Annotated in this window: 9 protein-coding genes and 2 tRNA genes; 2 read left to right on the top strand and 9 right to left on the bottom strand. The window is 61.1% G+C overall.

Going from position 1 to position 13,981, the window contains the following annotated elements; genetic code table 11:
• Positions 1-61 precede the first annotated feature (61 nt).
• The 9 genes from KHO49_RS03955 to rnr all read right to left on the bottom strand — a co-directional run bounded on the left by KHO49_RS03955 (position 62) and on the right by rnr (position 13,371).
• Positions 62-3,337 carry a transglutaminase family protein gene (locus tag KHO49_RS03955; protein ID WP_213664644.1) on the bottom strand — a complete coding sequence of 1,092 codons (3,276 nt, stop codon included), beginning with the start codon at positions 3,335-3,337 and terminating at the stop codon, positions 62-64.
• Positions 3,338-3,645: 308 nt separating this feature from the next.
• Positions 3,646-5,943: a YgiQ family radical SAM protein gene (locus KHO49_RS03950; protein WP_102862919.1), complete on the bottom strand. Its 2,298-nt coding sequence runs from the start codon at positions 5,941-5,943 to the stop codon at positions 3,646-3,648.
• Positions 5,944-6,128: 185 nt separating this feature from the next.
• Entirely contained in the window at positions 6,129-7,526 is a 1,398-nt protein-coding gene (gene dnaB / locus KHO49_RS03945) for a replicative DNA helicase (protein WP_007921486.1), read from the bottom strand.
• A 123-nt stretch (positions 7,527-7,649) separates the two neighbouring features.
• Positions 7,650-8,096 (bottom strand): 50S ribosomal protein L9, encoded by a 447-nt coding sequence (gene rplI / locus KHO49_RS03940; protein ID WP_020299422.1) that lies wholly within the window; start codon positions 8,094-8,096, stop codon positions 7,650-7,652.
• 19 nt (positions 8,097-8,115) lie between these two features.
• Entirely contained in the window at positions 8,116-9,009 is an 894-nt protein-coding gene (locus KHO49_RS03935) for a hypothetical protein (RefSeq protein WP_102862918.1), read from the bottom strand.
• 36 nt (positions 9,010-9,045) lie between these two features.
• Complete coding sequence (gene rpsR, locus KHO49_RS03930) at positions 9,046-9,276, bottom strand: 30S ribosomal protein S18 (RefSeq protein WP_002551829.1); 231 nt, start codon at positions 9,274-9,276, stop codon at positions 9,046-9,048.
• A 28-nt stretch (positions 9,277-9,304) separates the two neighbouring features.
• The gene (gene rpsF / locus KHO49_RS03925) at positions 9,305-9,730 is read right to left on the bottom strand and encodes a 30S ribosomal protein S6 (RefSeq protein WP_011058949.1); all 426 of its coding nucleotides are present in this window, start codon (positions 9,728-9,730) and stop codon (positions 9,305-9,307) included.
• 249 nt (positions 9,731-9,979) lie between these two features.
• Positions 9,980-10,747, bottom strand: a complete 768-nt coding sequence (gene rlmB / locus KHO49_RS03920) for a 23S rRNA (guanosine(2251)-2'-O)-methyltransferase RlmB (protein ID WP_016964328.1) — start codon at positions 10,745-10,747, stop codon at positions 9,980-9,982.
• Positions 10,744-13,371: a ribonuclease R gene (rnr, locus tag KHO49_RS03915; RefSeq protein ID WP_213664643.1), complete on the bottom strand. Its 2,628-nt coding sequence runs from the start codon at positions 13,369-13,371 to the stop codon at positions 10,744-10,746. The genes rlmB and rnr overlap by 4 nt, the downstream gene beginning before the upstream one ends.
• A 226-nt stretch (positions 13,372-13,597) precedes the next feature.
• Between rnr and KHO49_RS03910 the strand changes: the two genes are divergently transcribed.
• Both KHO49_RS03910 and KHO49_RS03905 read left to right on the top strand, forming a co-directional pair.
• A tRNA-Leu gene (locus KHO49_RS03910) sits at positions 13,598-13,684 on the top strand.
• Positions 13,685-13,849: 165 nt separating this feature from the next.
• A tRNA-Leu gene (locus KHO49_RS03905) sits at positions 13,850-13,936 on the top strand.
• The last annotated feature ends 45 nt before the right edge of the window (positions 13,937-13,981 follow it).

The raw sequence follows: 13,981 nt of genomic DNA, 5'->3' as shown, positions 1-13,981 counted from the left end.
GTCAGATTAACCCACAGCCCCGACGCCCGGATATGGCTATATCGCGGGCGTCGCAGGTGGATTAGAAGCGTCGTAAATCCAGGGTCATGGGCAGCTCGTCATTGATGATCAAAGGCGGCACCGCGAGGCTCCCGGGGCTGTGTCCGAGGCGAAAGAAACGCGCCATGCGCCGGCTTTCCGCTTCATTGGCATTGACCGGCAGACTGTCGTAGTTGCGTCCCCCAGGATGGGCCACATGGTATTGGCAGCCCCCCAGGGAGCGCTGCATCCAGCTGTCCAGCAGATCGAACACCAGCGGTGCGTGTACCGGGATCCCGGGTTGCAGGCAGTTGGCCGGCTGCCAGGCGCGATAACGCACCCCGGCGACAAACTCCCCTACCCGCCCGGTGGGCTGCAAGGGGACCGCCACACCGTTGCAGGTCAGCACATGGCGCTGCGGCGTCAGCCCGCTGACCTTGACCTGCAGACGCTCCACAGAGGAGTCGACATAGCGCACCGTGCCCCCGGCCCCGCCCTCTTCCCCCAGCACATGCCAGGGCTCCAGGGCCTGACGCAACTCCAGCTCGATACCGCTGACCGCGTAATCGCCGACCTTGGGAAAGCGAAACTCCAGATGAGGGGCAAACCACTCGGCCCGCAGCGGATATCCGGCGGCATTGAGCTCCACCAGCACATCGGCAAAATCCTGCTCGATGAAATGCGGCAGCAGGAAACGATCGTGCAGTTCAGTGCCCCAGCGCGCCAGCTTGGCCGGGGCATAAGGTTCGCGCCAGAACCGCGCCACCAGCGCCCGCAGCAGCAACTGCTGGACCAGGCTCATGCGCCCATGGGGCGGCATTTCAAAGGCCCGCAGCTCCAGCAGGCCGAGACGCCCGGTGGCGCCGTCCGGCGCATAGAGCTTGTCGATGCAGAACTCGGCGCGATGGGTATTGCCGGTGACATCGATCAGCAGGTTGCGCAGCAGGCGATCCACCCGCCACGGCGGGCACTCCTCGCCCGGCGCGGGCATCTGTGCAAAGGCAATTTCCAGTTCATAAAGCGAGTCGTTGCGCGCCTCATCGACCCTGGGTGCCTGGGAGGTGGGGCCGATGAACAACCCGGAAAACAGGTAGGACAACGACGGATGATTGTGCCAATAGCTGATCAGGCTACGCAGCAGGTCGGGGCGGCGCAGGAACGGCGAATCCGCCGGCGTCGCGCCACCGAGGACGAAATGGTTGCCGCCGCCAGTACCGGTGTGGCGTCCATCGATCATGAATTTCTCACTGGTCAGGCGGGTCTGCCGGGCCTGTTCGTACAGGAACTCGGTGCGCTCCACCAGTTCGTCCCAACTGACCGAAGGCTGCACGTTGACCTCGATCACGCCCGGGTCCGGCGTCACCCGGAAGTTGCTCAAACGCGGGTCGGCGGGCGGCTCGTAGCCTTCCAGCAGCACCGGGCAATGCAGCTCTGCCGCAGTGGCTTCGATCACGCTGACCAGTTGCAGGTAATCCTCGAGTCGCTCCAGGGGCGGCATGAACAGGTACAGCCGCCCTTCTCGCGCCTCGGCGCAGAGCGCGGTGCGGGTCAGCCAATCCGCGGACTGATCAATCTCTGGCACGCGCTCATCCGCAACCGCCGACTCAGGGACTTCTGCGAGCTGCGCCCGGTCCGGCAGCTCAGGGAAATCCTGGTTCGGATCGTTGGGGTGAATAAAGGGGTACTCCGCCGCTGTCACCCAGGGTTGGGACGCCAGGGGCAGGCGATAGCCCAGGGGGGAATCCCCGGGCACCAGCCGGCAATGACTGTCTCGCAGGTACCAGCGGCCGCTCTGCCATTGATCACCCTTGGCGCTGCGGGCCAGGGGCAGCACCTGGCCAATGACTTTATCCAGGCCCTGGCTGAACACCTTGCGCAACCGCTGGCGCTCCAGGGCATCCTCCAGCCGCGAGTCCTCGGCACTGACATTGGGGGGCAGGCGGCCCTCGCGCCACAGGTAATAGAAGTGGTCTTCGTAGGCGGGAAACACAAAGCGCCCGGGCAGCTTCAGGCGCTCGGCGACACTGGCGAGAAAGCGCCCGGCCAATGATGCGTCAGCGCCATAGTCCTCGTGCTCATCGGCAATCAAGGCGCTGTTGTGCCAGATCGGCACACCGTCAACTCGCCAATAGCAGTTCAGCGACCAGCGCGGCAATTGCTCCCCCGGGTACCACTTGCCCTGGCCGAAATGCACCAGCCCCTGAGGCCCGTAGCGCTGGCGCAGGCGCTGGAACAGCTCAGCGGCCAAACGCCGCTTGTTCGCGCCCAGGGCGGCGGTGTTCCACTCGGCGCCGTCGGGATCGTCGATGGCCACGAAGGTCGGTTCGCCGCCCATGGTCAGGCGCACATCGTTCTGCGACAGGTCCACATCGATCTGCCGGCCCAGGGCCTGGATGGCCAGCCACTGCTCGTCGGTGTAAGGCTTGGTGACCCGGGGCGCTTCCCAGATCCGCTCCACACTCATTTCATGGCTGAACTGACACTCGCAAGGTTCCACAAGACCCGTGATAGGCGCCGCTGAAGAGGGATCGGGGCTGCAGGCCAGGGGAATGTGACCTTCTCCGGCAAACAGCCCTGAGGTGGCGTCCAGGCCGATCCAGCCGGCTCCGGGGAGGTAGACCTCGCACCAGGCGTGCAGGTCGGTGAAGTCCACCTCAGTACCCGAAGGACCGTCCAGGGATTTGACGTCGGCCGTGAGCTGGATCAGGTAGCCGGAGACGAAACGCGCCGCCAGTCCCAGGTGGCGTAACAGCTGCACCAGCAGCCAGGCCGAATCGCGACAGGAGCCGGAGGCATTGACCAGGGTCTGCTCCGGGCTCTGCACCCCCGGTTCCAGGCGAATCAGGTAGGCGATGTCTGCGCTGAGCCGCTGATTCAACGCCACCAGGAAGTCCACCGCAGGCAACGGCGTACGTGAGATACCGTCCAGGTAGGCCTGGAACTTGGGCGTCAGGGGCAGGGTTTCCAGGTAGGGCGCCAGCTCGCGCTGCTCATCGGCGGCGTAGGCGAAAGGGATCTGCTGCGCGTAGGGCTCAAGGAAGAAGTCGAACGGATTGAACACCGCCATCTCCGCCAGCAGATCCACTTCGATCCGCAGCTCGGTGGTTTTCTCCGCAAAGACCAGACGCGCCAGATAATTGCCCTGGGGGTCCTGCTGCCAGTTGATGAAATGCTGCTCGGGCTGGACCTTCAGCGCATAGGAGAGGATTCGCGTGCGGCTGTGGGCAGCCGGGCGCAGGCGGACGATCTGCGGGCCAAGTTCGACGGCGCGGTCGTAGCGATAGTGCGTGACATGGTGCAATGCGACATGAATCGACACGGCGTGCCTCCTGCGAGCCTGAGCGGTGGATGAACCCGCGCAAGACTTGTGCCAGGGCCCAAGTCCGGGGGGTTGTTCAACGACTCGGGGCAGTACAGCACCAAAACCGCGCAACCGGTGCATCCCTGTGCAGCTCACTGCACAGAAATGTGCCAGACGGCATGACCCGAAGCGGCTGCGCTCGCACTGTTAATGCAGCGCCAGCTCAATGCGCCAACGCTGACAGCGGATCGCCAACAAGACCGGCTTGCGCCGCGATCGGCAGCCAAAACAAAAACGCCAGCTCCGAGGAGCTGGCGTTCTGTTGTCTAGCGCGGTACCACCGGCTTGCGGGTTGGCTTCTTGCCTTTGCCCTTGGCCGCATCGGCGCGCTCCTTGGCGGCCTGCTTGTTGCGGGCGAAGGCGGCGGCCTTGGCCTGTTCACGCTTGTCCCAGGCATTGCCACCGTCACTGCCACGCGGCGGCAGGCCGGTGTGCTGGGTCAGGATCTTGGTTTCCTTGGCCACTTTGTGGCTGCCGGCCGGTGTCGAGTTCTTGCGGCGGGCGCTCTGGTAGCTGTCGGTGGCCGGCTGATGGGTCGGAATCAGCTGGTGCTTGCCCGGGCCGATCAGGTCGCCACGCCCCATGCGCAGCAGGGCCTCGCGCAGCATCGGCCAGCCCTTGGGATCGTGGTAGCGCAGGAACGCCTTGTGCAGGCGACGCTGCTCCTCGCTCTTGACGATGGTCACGCCGTCGCTCTTGTAGGTGACCTTGCGCAGCGGGTTCTTGCCCGAGTGGTACATGGCGGTGGCGGTGGCCATCGGCGACGGATAGAACGCCTGCACCTGGTCGGCGCGGAAGCCGTTGCCCTTGAGCCACAGGGCAAGGTTCATCATGTCTTCGTCGGTGGTCCCCGGGTGCGCGGCGATGAAGTACGGAATCAGGTATTGCTCCTTGCCCGCTTCCTTGGAGTACTTCTCGAACATCCGCTTGAAGCGGTCGTAGGTACCGATGCCCGGCTTCATCATCTGATTGAGCGGACCTTCCTCGGTGTGTTCCGGAGCAATCTTCAGGTAGCCACCCACGTGGTGGGTCACCAGCTCCTTGACGTACTCCGGCGATTCCACCGCCAGGTCATAGCGCAGGCCGGAGGCGATGAGGATCTTCTTCACCCCGGGCAAGGCGCGAGCACTGCGATACAGCTGGATCAACGACGAATGGTCGGTGTTCAGGTTCGGGCAGATGCCGGGGAACACGCAGGACGGCTTGCGGCACGCGGATTCGATCTCCGGGCTCTTGCAGGCAATGCGGTACATGTTCGCGGTCGGGCCGCCAAGGTCGGAGATCACTCCGGTAAAACCGGGAACCTTGTCGCGGATTTCTTCGATCTCGCGAATGATCGACTCCTCGGAACGGTTCTGGATGATCCGCCCTTCGTGCTCGGTGATGGAGCAGAAGGTACAGCCACCGAAGCAGCCGCGCATGATGTTCACCGAGAAGCGGATCATGTCGTAGGCCGGAATTTTTTCCTTGCCATAGGCCGGGTGCGGAACGCGCTGGTAAGGCATGCCGAACACGTAGTCCATTTCCTCGGTGGTCATGGGAATGGGCGGCGGGTTGAACCACACGTCCACTTCGCCATGTTTCTGCACCAGGGCACGGGCGTTACCGGGGTTGGTTTCCAAGTGCAGCACGCGGTTGGCGTGGGCGTACAGGACCGGGTCGTTGCGCACCTTCTCCATGGACGGCAGGCGGATCACGGTCTTGTCCCGGGTCATCCGCGGGCTGGCAAGGATCTGCACCACCTTGGCTTCGCTCGGATCTTCAACCGGGCCCTTCTCCTGCTCGATGGCGCAGGCCTGGGTGTCCTGGGTATTGACGTAGGGGTTGATGATCTTGTCGATCTTGCCCGGGCGGTCGATACGGGTGGAGTCCACTTCGTACCAGTCTTTGGGCGTATCGCGGCGGATGAAGGCGGTGCCGCGCACGTCGGTGATGTCTTCGATCTTGTGGCCATAGGACAGGCGCTGAGCCACTTCAACGATGGCCCGCTCGGCGTTGCCGTACAGCAGGATGTCGGCGCTGGCGTCGATCAGGATCGAGTTGCGCACCCGATCCTGCCAGTAGTCGTAGTGAGCAATACGGCGCAGGGAAGCCTCGATGCCGCCCAGGACGATCGGCACATGCTTGTAGGCTTCCTTGCAGCGCTGGCTGTACACCAGGCTGGCGCGGTCCGGACGCTTGCCCGCCAGGCCGCCCGGGGTGTAGGCGTCGTCGGAGCGGACTTTCTTGTCGGCGGTGTAGCGGTTGATCATCGAGTCCATGTTGCCGGCGGCGACACCGAAGAACAGGTTCGGCTCGCCGAGCTTCATGAAGTCGTCTTTGGACTGCCAGTTGGGCTGGGCGATGATCCCCACGCGAAAGCCCTGGGACTCCAGCAGCCGGCCGATGATCGCCATGCCGAACGAGGGGTGATCGACGTAGGCATCACCGGTGACGATGATGATGTCGCAGGAATCCCAGCCGAGCTGATCCATCTCCTCCCTGCTCATGGGCAGGAATGGTGCTGGCCCGAAACATTCGGCCCAGTACTTTGGATAGTCAAATAACGGCTTGGCTGCTTGCATGTCGATGACCGGTGTTGGCTTGGATAGGGACGCGTTGATTCACAGGGAAATTCGCGGGCGCGGAATATAGCACAAAAAATAACCAATTCCGACCATTATGGTCGGAATTCGGTGCAGCCCGATTCGCCGGCGAGCCGGCACCTACAGCTGGGCGCCGGCAAGCGAATTGCCAGCGAACGGGCGGGTTACTCGTCGTCGTCGAAGTTGTAACTGCCCGGCGCGAGGTTCTCGAAGCGGGTGTACTTGCCGATGAACGCCAGGCGGATAAAGCCGATGGGGCCGTTCCGCTGCTTGCCGATGATGATCTCGGCAATGCCCTTGTGCTCGGTCTCGGGGTGATACACCTCATCCCGGTACACGAACATGATCACGTCGGCGTCCTGCTCGATCGCTCCGGATTCCCGCAAGTCGGAGTTCACCGGGCGCTTGTTGGGGCGTTGTTCCAGAGAGCGGTTGAGCTGGGACAGGGCCACCACCGGGCAGTTGAATTCCTTGGCCAGGGCTTTGAGGGACCGGGAGATCTCGGAAATCTCGTTGGTCCGGTTGTCACCGCTGGAACCGGGGATCTGCATCAGCTGCAGGTAGTCGATCATGATCAGCGCGATGTCGCCGTGCTCACGCACCAGGCGACGGGTCCGCGCACGCATCTCCGAAGGGCTGATACCCGCGGTGTCGTCGATGAACAGCTTGCGGTCGTTGAGCAGGTTGACCGCCGAGGTCAGCCGCGGCCAGTCGTCGTCTTCCAGCTGGCCGGAACGGACCTTGGTCTGGTCGATGCGGCCCAGGGAGGACAGCATACGCATGATCAGCGATTCGCCTGGCATCTCCAGGGAGTACACCAGCACCGCCTTGTCGCTGCGCAGCACCGCGTTCTCCACCAGGTTCATGGCGAAGGTGGTCTTACCCATGGACGGACGGCCGGCGACGATGATCAAGTCGGCCGGTTGCAGGCCGCTGGTCTTCTCGTCGAGGTCGGTGTAGCCGGTGGACAGGCCGGTGATGGCGTTGTCGGTGTTGAACAGGGTATCGATGCGGTCGATGGCCTTGGTCAGCAACTCGTTGACGCCCACCGGACCGCCGGTCTTGGGCCGCGCCTCGGCAATCTGGAAGATCTGCCGTTCGGCCTCGTCGAGGATCTCTTCAGCGGTGCGACCTTCAGGGTTGAAGGCGCTGTCAGCGATCTCGGTACTGATGCCGATCAGTTGGCGCAGGGTCGCCCGCTGGCGAACGATCTGCGCATAGGCCTTGATGTTGGCCACCGACGGGGTGTTCTTGGCCAGCTCGCCGAGATAGCCCAGGCCGCCGACCTGGGAGGTCTGGCCTTCCTTGTCCAACTGCTCGGACAGGGTGACCACGTCGATGGGCATGTTCTGATCGGCCAGCTTGGCGATGGCGCGGAAGATCAAACGGTGGTCATGCCGATAGAAATCGCCGTCGGACACTTGATCCAACACGCGTTCCCAGGCGTTGTTGTCCAGCATCAGACCACCGAGCACGGCCTGTTCGGCCTCGATGGAATGCGGCGGCACCTTCAGGGCAGCGGTTTGCAGATCGTATTGCTCGGGAGCGGAAATATCGTTCATGGCCACTTGGAATTCGGGGGTGAAAATCAGGATCAGCAGAAAGACAAAGGGCACGACCTGTAAACAGGATCGTGCCCGATGTTAACCGTCAGCCACACAAGGTGCCAGACGATTTGGTACTGCTTAAGCAGCCACCACGACAACGCGTACGGTTGCTTCAACTTCAGCGTGCAGGTGCACGGCTACGTCGAATTCACCTACGTTGCGGATGGTGCCGTTCGGCAGACGAACTTCGCTTTTTGCAACTTCAACGCCGGAGGCGGTCAGTGCATCAGCGATGTCGTGGGTGCCGATCGAACCGAACAGCTTGCCTTCGTCACCGGCGGTGGCAGTGATGGTCACTTCCAGCTCGGCCAGTTGGGCAGCGCGGCTTTCAGCCGAAGCTTTACGGTCTGCAGCCAGTTTTTCCAGCTCAGCACGACGCTCTTCGAACGCAGCCAGGTTGGCAGCGGTAGCAGCGGTGGCTTTGCCGTAAGGCAGCAGGTAGTTACGGCCGTAACCAGCCTTAACGTTCACTTTGTCGCCCAGGTTGCCCAGGTTGGCGACTTTTTCCAGAAGGATCAGTTGCATGTGAAAATCCTCTTAACTTTTAACCTTCACCGTTCGCGTTATCGGCGTCTTTCGGCGCCAAACGACCGCGAAAATCAACCAGACTGTCGACAATGGCCAGGACCACTAGCAACGGATAGATCAGCTGCATGAATGGCAACAGCGTGACGTACAACCCCACCAGCCAGAATCTGGCCAGTCGCCCTTGCGCCACCAGCCCGTGAATCAGGGCCAGCCCGGCAAAAGCCAGCGGGACACTGCACATCGGCGTGAGCATGGCCAGTTGAGGTCCGAAGTTCGGCCCCACCAACATGCACGCCAGCAGCAACATCGCTGGCCCAAGAGGGATTCTGATGGCGCGAAACTCGCGACCAAAACCACCCGGGTTATACAACACAGCCTGCCAGTAACGCCCAAGAATCAGGCTCAGCACGCTGATGGCTTGCAACAAGGCCGCTATCAGGCCGGTCAGGATCGGTGCAATCAGCGTGGCAAGACGAGCTCGCTCTTCAACCGATAACTGCTGGTAGACCTCACCCAAGGCCATCGGCAGGATCTTTATCAATTCCTGCGACAACGCTTCGATCTGAGGGCGGAAAGCCGCACCCAGGACTCCAGCAAACACCAACCCCATCGCTATGCTGACCAGCAGCACGCGGCTCCAGGACTCGCCTGCGCGCAAAACCAACGCAAGACTCGAAGACCCCACCAGCACCAGAAATGCTCGCGGGTCATCGAACGCCAGCCACCAGAACAAAGCCGGCAGCATTCCCAGAGCGAGGACACCAAGGGCATCCTTCAACCCGCGCCGCAGAAGCACCAGGCTCCCCGCGGCAGCACCCAACCAATACAACAACGGCAATGCCGAACAGCCAGCCACTACCAGAGTGGCCTGCATACGACCGCGCATGATGAACTCAGCTAAGGCGCGCATGCATTCAATCCCTTACTACTTGTCGACTGCCCGGTCTCAGCGGCCGTGGCTGTCGGTGTAGGCCAGCAGGGCCAGGAAGCGGGCGCGCTTGATAGCGGTGGCCAGCTGACGCTGATAACGAGCTTTGGTACCGGTGATGCGGCTTGGAACGATTTTGCCGGTCTCGGATACGTAGGCTTTCAGAGTGTTGAGATCTTTGTAATCGATCTCTTTCACGTCTTCAGCGGTGAAGCGGCAGAATTTACGACGACGGAAGAAACGTGCCATGTAATTGGCTCCTCAAAAGGTCCGTGGATTACTCGTCAGCGTTATCGCTGGCGTCGCTGTTGTCGCTGTCATCGCCATCGGCGCTGTCAGCATGCTCAGGACGGTCACGACGCTCACGGCGCTCACTGCGGTTTTCTTCAGCCTTGAGCATCTCGGATTGGCCAGTGATGGCTTCTTCGCGACGGATGACCAGGTTACGGATCACAGCATCGTTGTAACGGAAGTTGTCTTCCAGCTCAGCCAGGGCTTTACCGGTGCACTCAACGTTCAGCATCACGTAGTGAGCCTTGTGAACATTGTTGATTGCGTAGGCCAGTTGACGACGGCCCCAGTCTTCCAGACGGTGGATTTTGCCGCCGTCTTCTTCGATCAGCTTGGTGTAACGCTCAACCATGCCGCCGACTTGCTCGCTTTGATCCGGGTGGACCAAAAAGATGATTTCGTAATGACGCATGAATGCTCCTTACGGGTTGTAGCCTGCCGCCTATAAGCGGTCAGACAAGGAGTGAATGACACTGGTGTGTCTTGCCTGTTAGTAGGCACATATGCGCCTGCCGTCACGGCAAGGGGCGCAATTGTAGAGAAGGGGGAACAGCGGCGCAAGGCAATTGGTGATTATTTGAACAATCACCTGCAGGAGCCAACGAGCCGGCAATGGACGGCAAGGCGTGGTTCGCCGGCAAGCCGGCTCCTACGGGATAGATCAGGCTTTCTTGGCGACGGCCTTGGCCTTGGCGCCGCGCTGGCGCATGGCTTCGAACAGACAGACACCCGTGGCCACGGAGACGTTGAGGCTGCTGACGCTGCCGGCCATTGGCAGGCGCACCAGATAGTCGCAGTGCTCGCGAGTCAGGCGACGCATGCCCTTGCCTTCGGCCCCCATGATGATGATGGTCGGGCCGGTCAGGTCCTGATCGTACAACTCCTGCTCGGCCTCGCCGGCGGTACCGACGATCCACAGGCCGCGCTGCTGAAGCTTTTCCAGGGTACGGGCCAGATTGGTCACCGCCACCAGCGGAATCACTTCGGCAGCGCCGCAAGCCACCTTACGTACGGTCGGGGTCAGAGTGGCCGACTTGTCCTTGGGCACCAGCACCGCAAGGGCACCCGCCGCATCGGCGGTACGCAGGCAGGCGCCAAGGTTGTGCGGATCGGTCACGCCATCCAACACCAGCAACAGCGGCGCGCCCTCGGTGCGATCCAGCAGTTCGTCGAGCATGGCTTCGCCCCACACCTGGCTTGGGCTGACTTCCGCCACCACCCCCTGATGCACGCCTTCAACCCAGGCGTCCATCTCACGACGCTCGGCCTGGCCGACCGACACACGGTTCTGCGCAGCCAGATCAACCAGCACCTGAACCCGTGGGTCACTGCGCCCTTCAGCCAACCAGATCTGCTTGACCCGCTTGGGATGGTGACGCAGCAACGCTTCTACAGCATGCACGCCGTAGATCTTTTCCAACTGACTCATGACTTGGCCTTAGGTTTGCGCGCGCCGCCGCTTTTCGCGCCGGAAGCGGAGCCCGCCTTGGGCGGACCTTTACGATGCTTGCTCGGTTTGGCTGGCCGGTCGCTGTCTCTGGCCGGAGCCGATTTGCCGGACTTTCCCCCAGACGCCGCTTTACCACCGCCTTTGGCTCCCGCCAGCAGCGCCTGTTTCATTTCACGACTTTTGCGTACTTCGGCGTTTTTTGCCGCCGCATCGCTCGGACGGTAAGCCTCGACCGCTTTCTCCTTGGCAGAGCTGCGACGCCCCGCCTTCGCTGGAGCTGACTCTTCGACTGCCTTGCTCGCCGGCACGTCCGCAGCCCCCCGCTTTTTGCGGCCAATAGGTGCAGCAATGGTCTTTTCGGCCATCTCGAAATCGATTTTGCGCTCGTCCAGATCTACGCGCATGACCCGCACTTCCACGGTGTCGCCCAAGCGGAAGCTGCGACCGGTGCGCTCGCCCGCCAAGCGGTGATGCACAGGATCGAAGTGGTAGTAGTCACCTGGCAGCGCAGTCACATGCACCAGGCCTTCGACGTAGATATCGGTGAGTTCGACGAACAGACCAAAACCGGTGACCGCGGTGATCACGCCAGGGAAGGATTCGCCGACGCGATCCTTCATGAACTCGCACTTGAGCCAGTTCACCACGTCACGAGTGGCTTCGTCGGCGCGACGCTCACTCATCGAGCACTGCTCGCCGAGCTGCTCGAGGATGGCCTCGTCGTACGGATAGATACGCGCTTTCGGAATACTCATCGCTCCGGCTCGACGCACGTGCGGCGTGTCTTGCTTGGAGTGGATGACACTGCGAATGGCCCGGTGGGTCAGCAGATCCGGGTAACGACGGATCGGCGAAGTGAAGTGGGTATAGGCTTCGTAATTCAGGCCGAAGTGGCCCTGATTATCAGCGCTGTACACCGCCTGGCTCAGCGAGCGCAGCATCACGGTCTGGATCAGGTGGTAATCCGGACGATCCTTGATGGTTTCCAGCAGCGCCTGGTAGTCCTTCGGCGTAGGACCATCCTTGCCTTTATGCAGGGACAGGCCCAGCTCGCCAAGGAAGGCACGCAGCTTCTCCAGACGCTCCGGCGGCGGACCGTCGTGCACCCGGTACAGGGCCGGAATCTCGTGCTTCTTGAGGAACTCGGCGGTGGCCACGTTGGCCGCCAGCATGCACTCCTCAATCAGTTTGTGAGCATCGTTGCGCGTGGTTGGACGAATTTCGGCGATCTTGCGCTCGGAACCGAAGATGATCCGGGTTTCCTGGGTTTCAAAGTCGATGGCGCCACGGGTATGGCGAGCACCGAGCAGGACCTTGTACAGCGCATACAATTGCTTAAGGTGCGGTACGACATCCGCGTACTCACCGCGCAGCTGCTTGGCTTCGGTGGTTTTCGGCTGCTCGAGCATGGCGCTGACCTTGTTGTAGGTCAGTCGCGCCTTGGAGTGGATCACCGCTTCATAGAACTGGTAATCGGTCATTTCGCCGGACTTGGAGATGGTCATCTCACAAACCATGGCCAGGCGATCAACTTTCGGGTTCAGCGAGCACAGGCCATTGGAAAGCTGCTCAGGCAGCATCGGGATAACCCGCTCGGGGAAATACACCGAGTTGCCACGCACCTGGGCTTCAGCATCCAGAGCTGAACCAATCTTCACGTAGCTGGAGACGTCGGCAATGGCCACGTACAGTTTCCAGCCACCGCCGAACAGGCGCAGCTTGCCAGGCTTGGCTTCGCAGTACACCGCGTCGTCGAAGTCGCGAGCGTCTTCACCGTCGATAGTGACGAAAGGCAGATCACGCAGATCGATGCGCTTCTCTTTGTCCTTCTCCTCCACTTCCGGCTTGAGCTTGGCAGCCTCTTTGAGCACGGCCTCGGGCCAGACATGGGGAATATCGTAGGTGCGCAGGGCAACGTCGATTTCCATGCCCGGCGCCATGTAGTTGCCAACCACTTCAACTACGTCGCCTTGTGGCTGGAAGCGCGGCGTCGGCCAGTGAGTAATCTTCACTTCAACGAACTGACCGACCTTGGCATTGGCATTACGCCCCGGCGTCACCAGCACTTCTTGCTGGATCTTCGGGTTATCTGCTACCACAAAGCCAATACCGCCCTCTTCAAAGTAACGCCCCACGATGCTTTCATGGGCACGAGATACCACTTCGACGATCACGCCTTCGCGGCGACCACGACGATCCAGGCCGGAAACTCTGGCCAGGGCACGGTCACCATCGAATACCAGGCGCATTTGCGCCGGGCTCATGAACAGGTCGTCACTACCGTCATCCGGCACCAGAAAGCCGAAGCCGTCGCGGTGGCCGCTGATACGACCGAGGATCAGGTCGAGCTTGTCCACCGGCGCATAAGTGCCGCGGCGGGTGTAGATCAGTTGAGCGTCGCGCTCCATGGCGCGTAAGCGGCGGCGCAAAGCTTCAAGTTGGTCCTCTGTGGTCAGACCGAACTCTTCTACCAACTGCTCGCGACTAGCAGGCGAACCCCGATCAGCAAGGTGCTGGAGGATGAGTTCGCGGCTAGGAATAGGGTTTTCGTATTTTTCCGCTTCACGAGCGGCCTCGGGATCGAGGGACTGCCAATCGGCCATTAGATAAATTTCACCTTGTCTATATGCGGGTTAGTTTGGCATACGCGTATTGAAACGGGAAATTTCAGGCTCAGACAACGCTGGAAAAATCCTCATCGCCGCCTCAGAAACATCCTCACGCCTGCCACCGGAGACTTTTTTCAAACTTTTTTGAAATCGGGGGTTTACAGCTTAAAAGAGCCTCCGTATAGTGCGCGCCATCGACGACGGAGACGTCAGCGATACTGCCCAGATGGTGAAATTGGTAGACACGCCAGCTTCAGGTGCTGGTGACCGCAAGGTCGTGGAAGTTCGAGTCTTCTTCTGGGCACCAATTCAAGAGCTTGAGATTAGATCAATTTCAAGACTCAAACAAAACCCCGCGAAAGCGGGTTTTTGCATTCTAAGTGTTTGATTTAATAAAACCAAAACAGGGGTTTACAGATCAAAACACGGTCCGTATAGTGCGCTCCATCGACACGGCAACGACGTCGATACTGCCCAGATGGTGAAATTGGTAGACACGCCAGCTTCAGGTGCTGGTGACCGCAAGGTCGTGGAAGTTCGAGTCTTCTTCTGGGCACCAATTCAAACTTGAGAGCATCGCTTTCAAGTCTCTCAAAAACCCGCG

Source organism: Pseudomonas sp. RC4D1 (assembly GCF_018390395.1).
Classification (GTDB): Bacteria; Pseudomonadota; Gammaproteobacteria; order Pseudomonadales; family Pseudomonadaceae; genus Aquipseudomonas; species Aquipseudomonas danubii.
This window is presented reverse-complemented; position numbering and strand designations above follow the sequence as displayed.